Source organism: Streptomyces sp. YKOK-I1 (assembly GCF_054660435.1).
The window spans coordinates 8,429,160-8,444,637 of record NZ_BAAGDR010000001.1; the positions used below are offsets into that span (position 1 = coordinate 8,429,160).

A 15,478-nucleotide genomic window follows, 5' to 3' on the forward strand; every position below is an offset into this window, starting at 1 on the left:
GGGGTCAGGCGGCGTCGGCCTCGGAGTCCGCCGACCGCGACACGCGGACCGAGGCGAACAGGGCTCGCAGGAACTCGATCTGTTCCGGCCGCAGCCGGGCGGCGGCCTCTGCCGCACTGCGGCGCGCTTCTGCTGCTGCCGCGGGGCCGAACCGGCGTTCAGCCGCTTCGATGGAGAAGTTGCCCGCCATCAGGCCGGCACCGCCGCGATATGCGCCTCGATCGGTTCGGCGGGGGCGGGGACGGTGCGGCCGGTCGGCTTCCACAGGACGAGGAGGTCGACTCCAAGCCGTTTGGCAATTGCCAGTGCTTCGTCGTCGGTGGCGGTTTCGCGTTCGCCGGTGCGCAGGTGGCCGATCTTGCTGGGGTGGCATCCGGCTGCGTCGGCGAGTTCTCGGACGGTGACTTCGCGTCCGTCTCCGGTGCGCTCCATGAGCATGACCAGGAGGTCACAGCTCACGAGGACCATGGGGTTCTGCTGGGGGCGCACGTATCTACCTCCGTAGACGCTGTGTGCGTTTCCGTGAACAAGAACGACAGTACATGGCGGTAGACGTGCTGTCTACGCAAACGCACAGCGCACCCAGATTGAGACATCACATCAAGTAGGGATGGCGCTACCGGGGTGCTTGCGTAGACACTTTGTGCTGGGTCATGAACGGTTGCGTCGCCTGACCTGCTATTTACTCAGTGATCAATAGCCGTAACGTAGACATCAGGCGCCACTCCCGGGAGCTGAGAGGGCACAATGCACGTCATGACCGAGCAGCGAACTGACTTCACCGACCTGTTGAGGGCTCGGCGCGCCGAGCTCGGCAAGAGTCTGCGTGACATGGAAAAGCTCTGCATTGACCCCGAGAGTGGCGAGCAGGCGAAGTTCGGATGGCTCTCTAAGGTGGAGCGCGGCTTGCCCATCGATCCGCCTAGCAAGGAACGCCTGGTGGCAATCTCGATCGGCTATGGGCTTCCGATGAAGATCGTTCGGGCCGCCATGTTCCGACAGTTCTACGGCTACGACCCGGCGGCGGATTCCTCGGCGGTGTGGAGCGAGGACTTCACCACGCGGATCATCGTCGCGCGCACCGAGGAGATGACGGACGAGGAGCGGCAGCAGTATGCCGCGATCGCGGAGACCTTTGCCCGGAGGCGTGCGCAGGGTAGCGGGGGTGCGGGGAACAAGCCGGGCGAATAGTACGACTTTCCGCTACTGAGTGATTCCCTCTGGTCACACCCTGATCGGTATGACATCGTCGGTGATCCGCCTGGGGGGCGCAAACGGATCACTCCACGCGCGCGCTCGAACGCCAGAACGAGCACCGCGCGGCTGCATGTCGGGAGGGCAGTGCGATGGCGGACCAGGAGAACACCGAGTCGCGTGACGACGAGGGCGCCGGCGGGGAAGCCCCCCAGTCGGAAGAGCCCGAACCGCGGGCGGAGTTCAAGATGGAACTGGTCGACTCACTTCCCGGCGGTCGGGCCGTGATCGGCGTGGAGCAGGAAGGCGAGTTCATGTGGCTCGCCTCGAAGGAGCACATCAGCCAGCAGGCTGTGGACGAGTTCGTCGAGCAGCTGACCCGGATCGTGCATGAGGGCTGGTGGGTCCAGAACTGGCCCGGGGCGCGCTGATCCGCAGGACCATTCGAAGGCCGCAGGTCTGTGACCTGCGGCCTTAATGGTGCCTTTGAGGGATGTTGGACAAGCCGAACTGGAACTGGCCGCTGACCACGCCGGGCACGATGGCCGCGCCGCCCTGGGCGGTGGTGATCGACAGCTTCAGGCCGTGCTTCTCGTAGAACCCCTTCTTCACACCCAGGTAGACGGGTGCCACGTCCACGATCGGGATGAGGCCCAGTTTGACGGTCGTGACCCCGCCGGACGACGAACTCCCGCCGGACGAACCGGAGTCGGACGAGCCGCAGGCCGCCGTGGCGAGCAGGAAGGTGCCGGCCGCGAGACCGGCGAACAGACGACGCATGGCTCCCCCTGTGCAGAGACAACGGTGTTCCGACAGGCTGTGCGTGCACCGCACAGTAGTGCTCAACTCGCGTGCAGGGAACGTAGATCGTGCTGTCCGACGGGGTCAATGGTTTTGGCTGACGAAATTGTTGACACTTCGGGGCGTCCCTCGGGCCGGGACTCTCAGAGATCCAGGACGAGCTTCCTCCCCGCGCACCGCGACACACAGATCATCATTGTCTCGCCGGCCTCCCGCTCCTCGGCCGAGAGCACCGAGTCCCGGTGGTCCGGGGTGCCCTCCAGCACGTCCGTCTCACACGTGCCGCAGGTGCCCTCGGCGCAGGAGTACAGCACCTCGACCCCGGCGGCGCGCACGGTGTCCAGGACGGACACGCCGGGCGCGACGGTCAGCGTACGGCCGCTCTGCGCCAGCTCCACCTCGAACTCGGCGTCCTCGCCCGTCTGTTGCTCCTTGGGCTGGAACCGTTCGAGATGCAGCGCCCCGGCCGGGCAGCGTGCCTCCACCGCGTCCAGCAGCGGCCCGGGACCGCAGCAGTAGACCAGCGTCCCCCCGGACAGCCCGTCCAGCACCGACCCCAGGTCGAGCAGCCCGGTCTCGTCCTGCGGGGCGACGGTCACCCGGTCGCCGTAGCGCGCCAACTCCCCGGTGAACGCCATCGATGCGCGGCTGCGGCCGCCGTACAGCAGCGTCCACTCGGCGCCGGCCGCCTCGGCCGCCGCCACCATCGGCAGGACCGGGGTGATGCCGATGCCACCCGCGATGAAGCGGTAGCGGGGGGCCGGGCGCAGGGCGAAGTGATTGCGCGGGCCGCGCACCCGGACCTTCGCGCCCTGCCCCAACTGCTCGTGCACATACGCCGATCCGCCGCGCCCGTCGGGCTCGCGCAGTACGCCGATCCGCCAGGCGGAACGGTCCGAGGGGTCGCCGCACAGCGAGTACTGACGTTCCAGGTCCGGCCCGAGGAGGACGTCGATGTGAGCACCCGGCTCCCAGGCCGGGAGTGGCTCGCCCAGCGGGTGGCGCAGGGTGAGTGCGAGCACGCCGTCGGCAGCCCGCTCCCGTCGCTCGACGACGAGTTCGGCCTCGTACACGTCACTCATGAAGTGCTTCCTCGTGGCTCGTGTCCTGCGGGGTGGCCGAGCATCCACTCCCACATCTCGACCGGGTCCTGGGCGGAGTGCTCGGCGCCGCAGTGACAGGTGCCGTGCAGCACATCGGTGCCCGGCAGCCAGTCGATGCGGTAGATCTCGCCGGTGGGGCCGTTGCTCACAGGACCCTCTCCACCGGCTTGTCGCCCTCCTCGACCAGCCGGGCGAGGATCCGGCGGGCCGCCAGACCGCCGGTGTCGATGTTGATGCTCAGCTCCTGGTAGCCGGCCCGCTCCGAACCCAGCGTCCGCTGAAGGAGGTTGAGCGCGTCGACGTCCTGCATGACCACGGTGTGGTTGCTGCTCCGCAGGAACTCGGTGACCTCGTCGTCGTCCGTCGCCCAGTCCCGCGAGACCATCCAGAAGTCGTACACCCTGCCGTCGGACGACGGGGTGATCGCGTACGTGATCTCGGTGTGGAACCCGTTCGGGTCGCTGCCGTCGGCCTCCGGCAGCACGCCCACCGGCGCGATCCGGCTGTGCAGCAGATACAGGCAGGGGGCGTGGTACTCGATGTCCTGCCAGCGGGTGATCCGGCCCTCGATACCGGTCGAACGGGCGTAGAACGGCGGGCACTCGGCGTCGGCCATGTGCCGGCTGACCCGGACGATGCCGGCGCCCTCGTCGACCTCGGTGGTGATCGGCGTCTCGGCGACCTCGGGGGTGCCGATGTAGCCGCCGTGCAGATACGTCTCGTGCGAGAGGTCGAGCAGGTTGTCGACGAGCAGGCCGTAGTCGGCGTCGATGGGCTCCATGCCGCGCACGGTGGTCCAGCCGGGGGAGTCGAGGTGCCGGGCGCGCGGGATCGTCAGCGGGTCGGCCAGCGCCGGGTCGCCTATCCACACCCACACCAGGGCGTCCTGCTCGACGACCGGGTACGACGCCACACGGGCCGTGCGCGGGACGCGTTTCTGGCCCGGCACGTACACACAGGTGCCGCTCGTGTCGTACGTGAAGCCGTGGTAGCCGCACACCACCCGGTCGCCGTCGAGCCGGCTGGGCTTCTCGTGCAGCGGGAAGCGGCGGTGCACACAGCGGTCGGCCAGCGCGACCGGGGTCCCCTCCTCCTCCGTCCGGTAGAACACGAGGGGCTCACCGAGAACGGTCCGGCCGAGCAGCTCCTCGCGCCCGACCTCGTGGCTGTAGGCGGCGACGTACCACTGGTTCCTGGCGAAGGCGGTCGTGTGCGGCATGGATGCGGCTCCCGTCGTTGGGTGGTGGCGACATCGTCCGGAAGGGCGTCGCGGCGCCGCAACACCTCTTCCGCCTCGCGGAAGGTGCCGGGGAAACCGACCGGCCGGGGCGGGGCTCGGCTCTCGTCAGTGCCGTCGCCCGGGTGCCGGCGCACGCCACCGTGATCGCGGGCGCCGCCACCAGCAGGGGGCCGACGTCCGGTCGTGGTCGAAGGGCCGTGCCCCCGGCGTCCCCCACCCGCCTCGGCGTCCGGCGGTCGAGTCGGGCCGATCACTCAGGTCGGGTTGAGCTTCCGTACTCAGGTCCGGGGCGGCTCCGCCTTGCGAGCATCGGTGCAGCGGCGCCGTCGAGAGCGCCGGCTTCCTCCGCCGAGAGTGTCCGAGCCAGTTACGGAGATCCCGTCATGTCCCGTCGTACCGCCCTGTCCGTCGTCGCCGGTGTCGTCGTCCTCGCAGGTGCCGGGGCCTTCGCTCTCGCCTACGCCGCGGACCCGGCGCCCGCCCTGACGCACGGCACCGCCCGCTACTCGGCCCCCGACGGCGGCCGGGACGGCTCGTTCACCTTCTCCACCGAGGTCGAGGCCTCGTCCGGCGTCAAGAGCCTCAAGGTGCTGGCCTGGCCGGAGAAGTCCTCACTCGCCGCGAAGCGGCCGACCGCCGAGGAGATGCGCCGGGCGGAGTCCGCCCGCTGCACGCCCGCCGCTGCGGACACCGTGCGCTGCGTGTACACGGTCACGGTGACCGACGCCGACGCCGCCTCCTTCCCGCGCGGCTCCTGGCATGTCGCCGCGCTCGCCACCGCCGTTGACGGCACGACGACCCTGGACACCGAGGCGGTGGACTTCACCGTCGGCTGACCGGACCCCCGGGAAGCAGGCAGAGCGCCGCCGTGGCGGACGCCGCCTTCCCGGCAGTCCCTGGGCCTGGTCGTCGGCTCCCCGGGCCGCCGGGGGTCTCGGCGAGGGGGGCCGCGGCCCGCTCGGGCCGGGCAGGCGGGCGGGTACCTGGGCGGCTGGGGCTGCCAGGCCGGTTCGGAGACGGTGCCCTCGAGGGTCTCCACGCCTCGGGGCACCTGCGAGTCGGCCATGAACGCCGCCGGCTTCCCCGCTCTGTCGGCGGCGAAGGAGGCCGCGAACCGGTCCAGGTCCAGGTCCTGGTCCGGGTCCTGGACCGGGAAACGGAAAACGGCACCGCCGTCTGGAGGAGGGCTGGATTCTGCCTTGGGCGGGCGTCCACGGGCGTGGCCCCCCGGCGCCCGGGTCTGCAACGCTCGACCGGAGATCCGGCGGGCCGGGAGACACCGCCGCCGGTCTCTCGAAGACCCCTTGAGAGGGAGTTCCGCATGCCCAACTCCGCGTTGTCCGTCCCCCGCCCCTTCGGCGCCGACCCGGCGAACGAGGGCGAGGAAGCCGCCCTGGGCACCCTCCTGCGCCAGCTGGTACTGGCCGTCGGGCCGCTCAACGTGCTCCAGGCCGGCTGCCCGTACGAGTCCTGCGCCGTCCAGCTCGCGGCGGCGCTGAGCGAGAACGGGCGGGGCCGGGTGATGTGCTGCGACGCGGACACCGCGCGGTCGCAGAGAGCGGCCGCGGCGATCGAGCGGGCGGGTCTGACCCCGTACGCGCAGATGCGGGCCGGCAGTCCCGAGCGGGTGCTGCCGGCCGTGCCGGGGCCGGTCGATCTGCTGCTGCTCGGCGGCGTGCCGGAGTCGCATCTGCCGCTGCTGCGGCTGCTGGAGCCCCGCATGCTGCCGGGCGCGGTGGTCCTGGCGTACGGCGTGCGCCGGTTCGCCGCACGGTGCGCGGAGTTCCTGGCGTACGTCCGGCCGCGGGGCGGCGACTACGTGTCGCTGCCCCTGCCGTTCGGCGCCGGCGTGGAGATGGCCGTCCGCGCCTCCTGAACCGCCGGCCCGCCCGCCCACCGCACCCAGCGCGACCGAGAGGAGCGATGTGTCCAGCCCTGCCGTACCGCAGTCCCTCGCCGAGCGGCGCCCCCGTCCGGCCGGCGACCCGGTCCACGCCACCGCGTACGACGCGCCGCCGGGCAGGGACCCGGCCGCGATCACCAGCACCCTCGACCTGCTCAGACTGATCCACCACCGGGCCGCACGGCACGCCGGCCGCCGCACCGAGGAGCGCTGATGGCGCCCACAACCGTGCGGGAGGCGCTGGTCCGGTACTGCCTGCGACCCGTGCTGCGCTCGCTGATCGCCTACGGAAGCATGCACGTGGTCCCCTACTGGCACCCCGACCTCGGCCCCGCGCCCTTCGCGCCCGACGAGTCGTCCGCGGGGACCCGCGCCCCCGACGGCGGCCTGCCCTACAGAACGTCTCGAGCACCGCTCCAGAGCGGACCGGAAACCTGGCGCTGACACCCCCTCCCGATCCTCCCGAGGAGCGATGAGCGATGAGCGATGAACGACTGGTCGGCACCTGGACCACCCAACTGGACGACGACGGCAAGGCCGTTCCCGGCCTGGTCTCCTTCTCGGCCGACGGCGGGGTCGTCTCGACCCAACTGAACACCAAGAACATCGGACTGGGCACCTGGCGGTCCACCGGCCCCGGCACCTTCGAGTACGGGTTCCACATCCTCGCGGCGGACCCCGAGGGCAAGCACGTGGGCGAGGCCCATGTCCGGGTGGAGGGCGAGTTCGTCTCCGACACCCGCTGGCAGGGCTCCGGCGGCGCCAAGTTCTACGACCCGCAGGGCACCGAACTGCGCGGTCACTCGGGCTCCAAGGTGACCGCCGACAAGTTCGGCGTCGACGACTGATGCTGCGCGACCGCATCCGGGGTGAACTGGTCGAGCCGTCCGACCCCGGCTTCGCCCTGGCCAGACAGCTGCAGAACACCGAGTACGACACCGTCCAGCCGTACGCCGTCGCCTACTGCGCGACGGAGGAGGACGTGGTCGCCTGCCTCCGCCATGCGCGCGAGCACGGACTGCGGGTGCACATCCGGGGCAACGGCCACAGCATGAACGGCTGGTCGACCGGCGAAGGGCTGGTCGTCGACCTGTCCCGGATGAACCACGCCGTGGCCGACGGACCGCACGTCCGGCTCGGCGCGGGCGTCCAGTCCCTCGACGCACTGGCCGCTCTGAAACCGCAGGGCCGCCAGATCGTCACCGGCACCTTCCCCACGGTGAGCGTGGGCGGATTCCTGACCGGCGGCGGCATCGGCTGGCAGACCCGCGGCTTCGGCACGGGCAGCGACCGGATCGCCGCCGCCCGGGTGGTGCTGGCCGACGGGCGCGTCGTGCGGTGCTCCCCGACCGAGGAGCCCGACCTGTACTGGGCGCTGCGCGGCGGCGGGGGCGGCAGCTTCGGCGTGGTCACGGAGTTCGAGGTGCTTCCCGTCGACGCCCCGGCCCTGACCTCCTTCGAGACCCTCTGGGCGTACGAGGACGCGGTGGACGTCCTGACGGCCTGGCAGGAGTGGTGTGTCGGCGGGCCGGACGAGCTGGGGACCTCCCTGGTCGTGCTGCCCGGCATGTTCGGGCCCGGCGGGCGTCCCGTGGTCCGGGTGTGGGGCGTGCACCTGGGGCCGCCCGCACAGCTGGAGGCGGAACTCGACGCCCTGACCGAGCTCGCCGCGGCCAAGCCGATCAGCCGGACCGTCGGCGCCCGGGGCGCCTACTCCGACGTGATGCACGAGGCGCTCTGCGGATCCCAGACCGTGGCACAGTGCCACCGCACCGGCACCAGCGAGGAGGCACAGGGCCACCGCCACCCCTACACCCGGCAGAGCTACCGGCTGACCGGACGCGCCGCCACCCGGGCGGAGTCGGCGGCCCTGCTGGACGCCTGGGACCCGGCCCTGGACCAGGACGGCCGGGAACGCTATCTGCTGTGCATCGCGGTCGGCGGCGCCGCGAACCGGGTGCCCGCGACGGCCACGGCGTACGCGCACCGGGAGGCCCGGTTCCTGATCGGCTATCAGATGGCCTGCCGCGACCTGGCGGCGGACCCGGACGCACCCGGCCGCCTCACCGCCTGGGCCGACCGGGCGGCCGACGCCCTCGCCCCGCTGGCCTGCGGCTCCTACATCAACTTCCCCAGTTCCCGGGTGAGCGAGGACTGGGAGACGGACTTCTTCGGCGAGAACAGCGCCCGACTGAGGGAGGTCAAGCGGGCGTACGACCCGGACGACTTCTTCCGGCACGCGCAGAGCATCGGCGTCCGGCCCCCGACGACCAAGGCGGCTTCATGAAGACGGATCTGCACGACAAGGTGGTGCTCGTCACCGGCGCCTCCTCGGGCATCGGCCGCGCGACGGCCGTGACCTACGGCGCCGAACGGGCCCGGGTCGCGATCACCTACCACACCAACGAGGCAGGGGCCCGGGAGACGGCCCGGCTGGTGGCCGAGGCGGGCGGCACCCCCCTGGTGGTGCGCTACGACCTCGCCGACGAGCAGTCCGTACGGGACGCCGTCGGCCGGGTCGCCGAGGAGTGGGGCGGCCTCGACGTCCTGGTGGCCAACGCCGTGGTGTGGAGCGAGGCGATCCCACGGCCCGGCCGGCCCGTCCCGCGCTTCGAGGACGTCCCGCCCAAGCAGTGGCAGGAGGTGCTGCACACCTCCGTCGAGGCGGTCTTCCACACCGTCCAGGCCGCCCTGCCGGTCATGCGGGGACGCGACTGGGGCCGGATCGTGCTGATCGGCGCGGGCCTGGCGGACGCCGGCAAACCGGGCGCCGGCGCCTACGGCGCGGGCAAGTCCGCGCTGTTCGGCCTGATGCGCAGCCTGGCCTGGGAACTGGGGCCCGAGGGAATCCTGGTCAACATGGTGGTGCCCGGCCAGACGGCCACCGAGACGGTGCGGGCGAACGTGCCCGCCTCCTTCCTGGAGGAGAAGGGCAAGAGCCTTCCCTCCGGGCGGATGTCCGAGCCGCAGGACGTGGCCAACGCGGTGGTCTTCCTCGGCTCCGCCGCCAACGGCAACAGCAACGGCGAAACCCTCCGGGTCACGGGCGGGGCGTGACCCGTTCGCCGCCTGACGAGCCCCGCCGTTCTCGAGGGATCTTCCAAGCCCCCTCGAGAACGGCGGGGCTCAATGGCGTGCGTCGGGAAACGACTCAGGAGGCACGACATGACGGAGACCACCAGTCCACCCGCCGGGACCCAGGCGCCGGCCTATCCGATGACCAGGCGCTGCCCCTACCAGATGCCGGTGGGCTACGAGGAGTTGCGCGAGCGCGGCCCGCTCTCGAAGGTCACCCTGTACGACGGACGCCAGGTGTGGCTGGTCACCGGGAACGAGGTCGGCCGGACCCTGTTCCCCGACCCGCGGCTCTCCTCCGACGTGCTGCACCCGAACTATCCCTTCCTGGCTCCCCGTATCGCCGCCCAGACCCAGCAGCGGGCCGCACCACCGCTGGTGGGCGTGGACGATCCCGAGCACGGGCGGCAGCGGCGCATGGTGATCCCCGGCTTCGGCATCCGGCGCGTCGCGGCCCTGCGTCCCGAGATCGAGCGCATCGCCGAAGGACTCGTCGACAAGATGCTCGACCGCGGCAGCCCCGCCGAACTGCTGGCCGACTACGCGCTTCCGCTGCCCTCGGCGGCGATCTGCGCGCTGCTCGGCGTGCCGTTCGAGGACCGCGGCTACTTCGACGAGCGTTCCCGGCACGTGCTGTCCTCCTCCGGGGAGGGCGAGGCCGAGCTGGCCCGTACGGCCTTCACCGAGATCCTCGGCTATCTGCACGACCTGATCCGCAAGAAGGAGAAGCAGCCGGGCGACGGTCTGATCGACGAGCTGATCGCCCACCAGCTCGAGGACGGTTCGGTCGATCACAACGAACTCGCCATGATCTGCTCGCTGTTGCTCGTCTCCGGACACGAGACCACCGCCAACATGATCGCGCTGGGCACGGTCACCCTGCTCGAACACCCCGAGCAGCTGGCGCTCCTGAAGGCGGACGACGGTCTGCTGCCGGGCGCGGTGGAGGAGCTGATGCGCTTCACCTCGATCGGCGACGTGCTGATGCGGGTGGCGGCCGAGGACATCGAGATCGCCGGGCAGACCATCCGGGCGGGCGACGGCGTCGCCATGTCCACCATGCTGATGAACCGCGACCCGCACGCCTGGGACGACCCGGACGCCTTCGACATCCGGCGCTCCGCCGGCCGGCACGTCGCCTTCGGATACGGCATCCACCAGTGCATCGGCCAGAACCTCGCCCGGGCGGAGATGGAGATCGCCTTCCGCACCCTCTTCCGGCGCGTCCCCGGCCTGCGGGTGCCGGTGCGCGCCGACCAGCTGCCGCTCAACGCCCCGTACGTGCTGCAGGGCGTCGCCGAACTCCCGGTCGAGTGGTGAGCGAGGACCGGGGCATGAACATCACCATCGCGACGGACCGCTGCATCGGCGCCGCCCTGTGCGCGATGACCGCGCCGGAGGTGTTCACCCAGGACGACGACGGAGTGAGCCAACTGCTGCCCGACGGAGCACGGCGCGCCCGGAGCCTTCCGGTCCGGGAGGCGGCCAGGGCCTGCCCCGTCCAGGCCATCACCGTGCACGAGGACTGACCCGCCGCCGTGCGGACGGGCGGCCGGCCGGTCCCGCCGTTCGCACGGCGCCGGGGGTCGAGGCGTCCTCGACGGCGCTTCGAGAGCGGCGGGACAGGGTGGCGGCCATGGAGATTCGCAGCCTCGACGGTGACGACCCGGCGACCATCGCCGCCCTGCTCCCCGGCTTCCGGGAGACCATGAGCCTGGAACTGCCCGCGGATCCGCCGGTGACCCAGGCGTTGCTCGCGCGGCTGTTCCAGCGCCGCCACGGAACGACGCGGATCGTCCTCGCCGCCTTCGCCGACGGCGAGCCGGCGGGGGTGCTGAAACTCGGCCTGGACCTGGGCGATCCCACGGGCCCGGGACACGGCTCGCTCTGGGTGTTCCCCGGCTTCCGCCGCCGCGGCGCGGGCCGGGCCCTCGCCGCGGCCGGCCGCACGGCCCTGCGCGAGCTGGGGCGCGGCCCCCTGCTCGTGGACGCCCCCAAGGGGCAGGCGGCCGAGCGCTTCGCCGACGTCGTCGGCGCCGACCGCACCGGCGAGACCGTACGCAACCGGCTGCGGCCGGCCGGTCCCGCCCGCGCGCTGCTCGAGGCCGCGGCGGCCCGGCCGGTGCCCGGCCACCGCCTCGCGCACTGGGACGGCGCCTGCCCCGACGACCTCGTCGAGGCCTACGCCCGAGCCTGGAGCGCCCTGGACGAACGGGTCAACGGCCAGGCCCGGGTGCGCCGTCCGGCGGTCTCCGACGTACGGGCGCGTGAGGCGGAGGCCGCCCGCGCCGGTCACCGGCCCCTCGTGACGGCGGCGCTCGCCGAGGACGGCGGCGGCATCGTCGCCTACAGCACGCTCTTCGTCCGGGACAGCCCGATGGCGGACGCGGGCGAGACGCTGGTCCTGCCGGGACACCGCAGGCGGGGCCTGGGGGCGTGGGTGAAGGCGGAGCTGCTGCTGCGGGCGGTGCGCGACAACGGCCGTCTCGCGCTGGTCCAGGTCTTCAACGACGTCGACAACACCGCCGTCGTCGCGCTGAACAGGAGGCTCGGCTTCGAGGCCGACTCCCACTGGACGACGTACGCCCTCAAGGTCTGAGCGCCCGGCGGACCGCCATTCCCGCGCCGCCGCACCGACCGCGCACGACCCCGAGCCGATCCCACCTGGCGCACTTCCGAGAGGACCCCATGACCACTGTCAGCCCCGCCGGGCAGCGCGAGCGCAACGCCGAACTCGTCGGCGCCCTGTACGACGTGCTGTACCGCGAGCACCGGTTCGAGGAGGCAGGCCGGTTCCTGCACCCCGACCACATCGACCACGACCCGACGGCCGGGTCCGCCGGGGGCGGCCTCGTCGGCCACTTCAGGTCGCTGACCGGCCACTTCCCGCAGCTGCGCGCGGACATCGACCACCTGGTCGCCGACCACGACCGGGTGATGCTGTTCGTCACCTGGACCGGACGCACCCGCTCCGGCGAGGACGTCCGCCTGCACACCGCCGAGCTGTACCGCACGCACGAGGGCCGGATCGCCGAGCACTGGAACGTGACCGACCGGGACGTGCTCGACGCGCACGGCGTGGGCGGGCTGGAGGGGGACGGCGAGCAGCCGGCCGCGCCCGGGCTGCACGGCCCGCACAGCGCGGCCGAGAAGGCCAACGCCGACCTGGTGCTCGGGGCCTACCGCGAGGTCTTCAGCGAGCACAAGCTGGACCGCGCCGACGCCTACTACCACCAGGACTACCGCCACCACAACATGCGTACCGACGCGGTGCCGGACGGACTCGAGGCGTTCAAGGCGTTCTTCGCGGACAACATCGCGGCCTTCCCGGACCTGGTGACCACCGTCGACCACATCGTCGCCGCCGGGGACCGGGTGATGGTCTTCGTGACCTGGACCGGCACCCTCACCGGGGCGTGGAGCGGCGGCGGCCCCTCCGACCGCCCGCTGCGGATGCGTACCTGCGACCAGTTCCGGATCGAGCACGGCAAGGTGGCCGAGCACTGGGAGGTCGTCGACTACCTGGCGTTGCGCCGGGCCGGGCTGCCCACCCCGTGAGCCGCGCCGCCGTCCATTCCACGAGAGAGGGGTTCCGCGATGTCCGCGACGCGTTCCGGTGACGCACCCGTACTGATCGTCGGCGGCAGCCTGGTCGGTCTGTCCGCCGCCGTGTTCCTCGCCCACCACGGGGTGCGCTGCACCCTGGTGGAGCGCCACCCGAGCACCTCCGTCCACCCGAGGGCGGTCGGCTACTACCCGCGCACCGCCGAACTGCTGCGGCAGGCGGGCGTCGAGGACGCGGCCCTGCGGGAGGCCGCGGGCTTCGAGACCCACCGCACACGGGCCGGGGTGACCTCCCTGGCGGGGGAGGTGCTGTTCAGCAAGGAGGAGCTGGAGGGCGACGACGAACTCGGCGACCTGACCCCGTCCCGGCTGCTCCTGCTGCCGCAGGACCGGCTGGAGCCGCTGCTGCGCCGACGGGCCGAACAGCTGGGCGCCGATCTGCGCTTCGGCACCGAGCTCCTCTCCTTCGCGGAGGATCCGGAAGGGGTCACCGCCGTCCTCGGGGACCGCGACGGCACCAGCACCTTCCGCACCGGCCATCTGGTGGCCTGCGACGGGCCGCGCAGCACCGTCCGTGAGGCGCTCAAGGTGCCCCGTCACGGGCGTGGCGTGCTGTCGCACCATGTGAGCATCGCCTTCGCCGCGGATCTGCGCCCGGTGCTCGGCGCCCGCCGCTACAGCGTGGTCCATGTGAAGAACCCCGAGGTCACCGGCATCCTCGTGCACGACGACACGCTGACCGGTGGCACCCTCATCGTCGGCTACCGCCCCGAGGACGGCGAGAGCCTCGACGACTTCACCGACGCCCGCTGCGCCGAGCTGGTGAGCGCGGCGGTCGGCTCGCCCGGGACCGAGGTCACCGTCCGTTCCCGCTTCCCCTGGGACATGGCGGAGCAGGTCGCCGAGGGCTTCGTCCACGGGCGGGTGCTGCTGGCCGGCGACGCGGCGCACGTGATCCCGCCGACCGGCGGCTACGGCGCGAACACCGGGATCGCCGACGCGCACAACCTGGCCTGGAAACTGGCGCTGGTGGTCGGCGGGGCCGCGGGGGAGGGGCTGCTCGGGACGTACGACGCCGAGCGCCGTCCGGTGGCCGCGTACACGGCCGGACAGGGCTCCCTCCAGCTCGCGGTGCGCTCCGGCAGCGCCACCGACGAGCAGCGGGCCGCCGCCGCGGACGCGCTGACGGTCACCATGGGGCAGGCCTACCGGTCGGCCGCGGTGGTCCCGGAGCCGGGCGACGAGGCGCTTCCCGCCCCGGCCGATCCGCGGACGCTGCGCGGCGCGCCGGGCACCCGCGCGCCCTACGCGGTGCTGTCGCGGGACGGTGCTCCCCTGTCCACGCTCGACCTGTTCGGCGGCGGCTTCGTCCTGCTGGCCGGGGAGCGGGGCGGGGAGTGGCAGTCGGCGGCCGTCGGGGCCGCCGCCGAGCTGGGTGTGCAGCTCACCGCGCGGCGCGTGGTGCCGGGCCCGGGCGGCGGGGCGGGCACCCTGGCCGACCCGGACGGCCGCTGGGCCGAGCGGTACGGCGGTCTCACGGCCGAGGGCGCGGTGCTGGTACGGCCCGACGGAGTCGTCGCCTGGCGCTCGCGCGGGGCGGAACCCGCCGGCCGGGAGCGGACCGCGCTGGCGGCGGTGCTGCGCACGGTGCTCGCCCGCGGATGACGGGCCGGGCCGGGAACCGCGGCAGGACGCCCGCCGCGGCTCCCGGCCGGGGCGCCGACGCGGCTTCTGGCCGGGGGGCCGACGCGGCTTCTGGCCGGGGGGCCGACGCGGCTTCTGGTCCGGGGGGGGGAGGGGGGGCGGCTTCTGGTCTGGAGGCCGGGGCGGCTTCTGGTCCGGAGGCAGGCGTGGGCTCTTGGCCTGGGCGGCGGTGTGGGTTCTGGTCTGGAGGCCGGTTCGGATCCTGGTCCGGAGGCTGGCGTGGCCCTCGGCCCGGGCGTTGGGGTGGCCTCTGGTCCGGAGGCCGGGGCGGCGGCGTGGGTTCTGGCCTGGAGGCCGGGGCGGCTACTGGTCCGGAGGCCGGGGCGGATCCTGGGCCGGGCGCCGGGGTGGCTTCCGGCCCGGGCGGTGGGGCGCCGCCGGTCAGGACGGGTCGGGGGTCTCGTGCTGCAACTCGCCGATGGAGTCGACGTACTTGATGAGCAGCCGCGCGAACTCCAGCCGGTCCTCCTCGGGCCAGCTCTGGGTGATGCGCTCGAACGCCGAGCGCTGGTGGCTGCGGAACCGGACCAGCATCTCCTCGCCCTCCGGGGTGAGCTGGAGGATCGTCCGGCGGCCGTCGCGCTGCGAGGCGGCCCGCACGAGATAGCCGGCTCCGATGCAGTCGGTGACCATACGGCTCGCCACCGACGGGTCCACGGCCAGCCGCTCGCCGACCACGCCGACGGTGATCTCCTGCCCTTCGTGCTCCGGTCCGTCCTGGACGAGATTGAGCACCAGCGTGCGGGTCATGTCCTTGCGGGACACCTGCTGCTCGACACTCAGCGCCTGCGCGCGCCGCAGTCGCGAGAAGGCGGGGCCGACGGCATCGAGCAGTTCGGCTGCTCGCGGCTGGCTCTGGGTCGAAGTCTCCATGACCACATTCTAGGCGAGTTG

At 72.5% G+C, this 15,478-nt stretch carries 20 protein-coding genes and 1 pseudogene; 14 read left to right on the forward strand and 7 right to left on the reverse strand.

Going from position 1 to position 15,478, the window contains the following annotated elements:
• Nucleotides 1-4: 4 nt before the first annotated feature.
• Together ACYQ8Q_RS37510 and ACYQ8Q_RS37515 are read right to left on the reverse strand one after the other, a co-directional pair.
• Nucleotides 5-190, reverse strand: a complete 186-nt coding sequence (locus ACYQ8Q_RS37510; protein ID WP_460071140.1) for a hypothetical protein — start codon at nt 188-190, stop codon at nt 5-7.
• Entirely contained in the window at nt 190-489 is a 300-nt protein-coding gene (locus tag ACYQ8Q_RS37515) for a helix-turn-helix domain-containing protein (RefSeq protein ID WP_460071141.1), read from the reverse strand. The genes ACYQ8Q_RS37510 and ACYQ8Q_RS37515 overlap by 1 nt, the downstream gene beginning before the upstream one ends.
• 267 nt (nt 490-756) lie before the next feature.
• On the opposite strand from ACYQ8Q_RS37515, the gene ACYQ8Q_RS37520 reads away from it, so the two are divergent.
• Nucleotides 757-1,191 (forward strand): helix-turn-helix domain-containing protein, encoded by a 435-nt coding sequence (locus ACYQ8Q_RS37520; protein ID WP_460071142.1) that lies wholly within the window; start codon nt 757-759, stop codon nt 1,189-1,191.
• Between the two features lie 155 nt (nt 1,192-1,346).
• On the forward strand, nt 1,347-1,625 hold the full coding sequence (locus ACYQ8Q_RS37525; protein WP_460071143.1) for a hypothetical protein: 279 nt from the start codon (nt 1,347-1,349) through the stop codon (nt 1,623-1,625).
• A gap of 61 nt (nt 1,626-1,686) precedes the next feature.
• On the opposite strand, the pseudogene ACYQ8Q_RS37530 reads toward ACYQ8Q_RS37525, so the two are convergent.
• From ACYQ8Q_RS37530 to ACYQ8Q_RS37545, 4 genes and pseudogenes are all read right to left on the reverse strand, one after another.
• Nucleotides 1,687-1,974: pseudogene (locus ACYQ8Q_RS37530) on the reverse strand (ABC transporter substrate-binding protein); the annotation flags it as partial.
• 164 nt (nt 1,975-2,138) lie between these two features.
• Complete coding sequence (locus ACYQ8Q_RS37535) at nt 2,139-3,077, reverse strand: PDR/VanB family oxidoreductase (protein ID WP_460071144.1); 939 nt, start codon at nt 3,075-3,077, stop codon at nt 2,139-2,141.
• Entirely contained in the window at nt 3,074-3,247 is a 174-nt protein-coding gene (locus tag ACYQ8Q_RS37540) for a hypothetical protein (RefSeq protein ID WP_460071145.1), read from the reverse strand. Before ACYQ8Q_RS37540 ends, ACYQ8Q_RS37535 begins: the two co-directional genes overlap by 4 nt.
• Nucleotides 3,244-4,317, reverse strand: a complete 1,074-nt coding sequence (locus ACYQ8Q_RS37545) for a Rieske 2Fe-2S domain-containing protein (protein WP_460071146.1) — start codon at nt 4,315-4,317, stop codon at nt 3,244-3,246. The genes ACYQ8Q_RS37540 and ACYQ8Q_RS37545 overlap by 4 nt, the downstream gene beginning before the upstream one ends.
• Before the next feature lie 404 nt (nt 4,318-4,721).
• Here ACYQ8Q_RS37545 and ACYQ8Q_RS37550 point away from each other — a divergent pair, with 404 nt between their 5' ends.
• The 12 genes from ACYQ8Q_RS37550 (at nt 4,722) to ACYQ8Q_RS37605 (ending at nt 14,545) form a co-directional block, all read left to right on the forward strand.
• A complete protein-coding gene (locus ACYQ8Q_RS37550) occupies nt 4,722-5,174 on the forward strand; it encodes a DUF5707 domain-containing protein (RefSeq protein ID WP_460071147.1) in 453 nt (150 codons plus the stop codon).
• A 485-nt stretch (nt 5,175-5,659) separates the two neighbouring features.
• Nucleotides 5,660-6,214, forward strand: a complete 555-nt coding sequence (locus ACYQ8Q_RS37555) for a class I SAM-dependent methyltransferase (RefSeq protein ID WP_460071149.1) — start codon at nt 5,660-5,662, stop codon at nt 6,212-6,214.
• 49 nt (nt 6,215-6,263) lie between these two features.
• Nucleotides 6,264-6,455: a hypothetical protein gene (locus ACYQ8Q_RS37560; RefSeq protein WP_460071150.1), complete on the forward strand. Its 192-nt coding sequence runs from the start codon at nt 6,264-6,266 to the stop codon at nt 6,453-6,455.
• The gene (locus ACYQ8Q_RS37565; RefSeq protein ID WP_460071151.1) at nt 6,455-6,685 is read left to right on the forward strand and encodes a hypothetical protein; all 231 of its coding nucleotides are present in this window, start codon (nt 6,455-6,457) and stop codon (nt 6,683-6,685) included. Before ACYQ8Q_RS37560 ends, ACYQ8Q_RS37565 begins: the two co-directional genes overlap by 1 nt.
• A gap of 35 nt (nt 6,686-6,720) precedes the next feature.
• Nucleotides 6,721-7,089 carry a hypothetical protein gene (locus ACYQ8Q_RS37570; protein WP_460071152.1) on the forward strand — a complete coding sequence of 123 codons (369 nt, stop codon included), beginning with the start codon at nt 6,721-6,723 and terminating at the stop codon, nt 7,087-7,089.
• Nucleotides 7,089-8,528: an FAD-binding oxidoreductase gene (locus ACYQ8Q_RS37575; RefSeq protein ID WP_460071153.1), complete on the forward strand. Its 1,440-nt coding sequence runs from the start codon at nt 7,089-7,091 to the stop codon at nt 8,526-8,528. The genes ACYQ8Q_RS37570 and ACYQ8Q_RS37575 overlap by 1 nt, the downstream gene beginning before the upstream one ends.
• Nucleotides 8,525-9,298: an SDR family NAD(P)-dependent oxidoreductase gene (locus ACYQ8Q_RS37580; protein ID WP_460071154.1), complete on the forward strand. Its 774-nt coding sequence runs from the start codon at nt 8,525-8,527 to the stop codon at nt 9,296-9,298. The genes ACYQ8Q_RS37575 and ACYQ8Q_RS37580 overlap by 4 nt, the downstream gene beginning before the upstream one ends.
• A 108-nt stretch (nt 9,299-9,406) precedes the next feature.
• A complete protein-coding gene (locus ACYQ8Q_RS37585; RefSeq protein WP_460071155.1) occupies nt 9,407-10,636 on the forward strand; it encodes a cytochrome P450 in 1,230 nt (409 codons plus the stop codon).
• Between the two features lie 14 nt (nt 10,637-10,650).
• Nucleotides 10,651-10,845 carry a ferredoxin gene (locus ACYQ8Q_RS37590; RefSeq protein WP_460071156.1) on the forward strand — a complete coding sequence of 65 codons (195 nt, stop codon included), beginning with the start codon at nt 10,651-10,653 and terminating at the stop codon, nt 10,843-10,845.
• A gap of 107 nt (nt 10,846-10,952) precedes the next feature.
• Nucleotides 10,953-11,915: a GNAT family N-acetyltransferase gene (locus tag ACYQ8Q_RS37595; RefSeq protein ID WP_460071158.1), complete on the forward strand. Its 963-nt coding sequence runs from the start codon at nt 10,953-10,955 to the stop codon at nt 11,913-11,915.
• 89 nt (nt 11,916-12,004) lie between these two features.
• Nucleotides 12,005-12,874, forward strand: a complete 870-nt coding sequence (locus ACYQ8Q_RS37600; protein ID WP_460071159.1) for an ester cyclase — start codon at nt 12,005-12,007, stop codon at nt 12,872-12,874.
• 39 nt (nt 12,875-12,913) lie between these two features.
• Nucleotides 12,914-14,545, forward strand: a complete 1,632-nt coding sequence (locus ACYQ8Q_RS37605) for an FAD-dependent oxidoreductase (protein WP_460071160.1) — start codon at nt 12,914-12,916, stop codon at nt 14,543-14,545.
• Nucleotides 14,546-14,965: 420 nt separating this feature from the next.
• Here ACYQ8Q_RS37605 and ACYQ8Q_RS37610 read toward each other — a convergent pair whose 3' ends face one another.
• Nucleotides 14,966-15,457 (reverse strand): MarR family winged helix-turn-helix transcriptional regulator, encoded by a 492-nt coding sequence (locus ACYQ8Q_RS37610; protein WP_460071161.1) that lies wholly within the window; start codon nt 15,455-15,457, stop codon nt 14,966-14,968.
• Nucleotides 15,458-15,478: the final 21 nt, after the last annotated feature.

Coding starts and splice junctions, on each gene's coding strand:
- ACYQ8Q_RS37535 (WP_460071144.1), bottom strand. CDS start 3,077: ATGAGTGACGTGTACGAGGCCGAACTCGTCGTCGAGCGACGGGAGCGG.
- ACYQ8Q_RS37575 (WP_460071153.1), top strand. CDS start 7,089: ATGCTGCGCGACCGCATCCGGGGTGAACTGGTCGAGCCGTCCGACCCC.
- ACYQ8Q_RS37545 (WP_460071146.1), bottom strand. CDS start 4,317: ATGCCGCACACGACCGCCTTCGCCAGGAACCAGTGGTACGTCGCCGCC.
- ACYQ8Q_RS37610 (WP_460071161.1), bottom strand. CDS start 15,457: ATGGAGACTTCGACCCAGAGCCAGCCGCGAGCAGCCGAACTGCTCGAT.
- ACYQ8Q_RS37520 (WP_460071142.1), top strand. CDS start 757: ATGACCGAGCAGCGAACTGACTTCACCGACCTGTTGAGGGCTCGGCGC.
- ACYQ8Q_RS37585 (WP_460071155.1), top strand. CDS start 9,407: ATGACGGAGACCACCAGTCCACCCGCCGGGACCCAGGCGCCGGCCTAT.
- ACYQ8Q_RS37605 (WP_460071160.1), top strand. CDS start 12,914: ATGTCCGCGACGCGTTCCGGTGACGCACCCGTACTGATCGTCGGCGGC.
- ACYQ8Q_RS37525 (WP_460071143.1), top strand. CDS start 1,347: ATGGCGGACCAGGAGAACACCGAGTCGCGTGACGACGAGGGCGCCGGC.
- ACYQ8Q_RS37510 (WP_460071140.1), bottom strand. CDS start 190: ATGGCGGGCAACTTCTCCATCGAAGCGGCTGAACGCCGGTTCGGCCCC.
- ACYQ8Q_RS37555 (WP_460071149.1), top strand. CDS start 5,660: ATGCCCAACTCCGCGTTGTCCGTCCCCCGCCCCTTCGGCGCCGACCCG.
- ACYQ8Q_RS37580 (WP_460071154.1), top strand. CDS start 8,525: ATGAAGACGGATCTGCACGACAAGGTGGTGCTCGTCACCGGCGCCTCC.
- ACYQ8Q_RS37595 (WP_460071158.1), top strand. CDS start 10,953: ATGGAGATTCGCAGCCTCGACGGTGACGACCCGGCGACCATCGCCGCC.
- ACYQ8Q_RS37590 (WP_460071156.1), top strand. CDS start 10,651: ATGAACATCACCATCGCGACGGACCGCTGCATCGGCGCCGCCCTGTGC.
- ACYQ8Q_RS37570 (WP_460071152.1), top strand. CDS start 6,721: ATGAGCGATGAACGACTGGTCGGCACCTGGACCACCCAACTGGACGAC.
- ACYQ8Q_RS37565 (WP_460071151.1), top strand. CDS start 6,455: ATGGCGCCCACAACCGTGCGGGAGGCGCTGGTCCGGTACTGCCTGCGA.
- ACYQ8Q_RS37550 (WP_460071147.1), top strand. CDS start 4,722: ATGTCCCGTCGTACCGCCCTGTCCGTCGTCGCCGGTGTCGTCGTCCTC.
- ACYQ8Q_RS37600 (WP_460071159.1), top strand. CDS start 12,005: ATGACCACTGTCAGCCCCGCCGGGCAGCGCGAGCGCAACGCCGAACTC.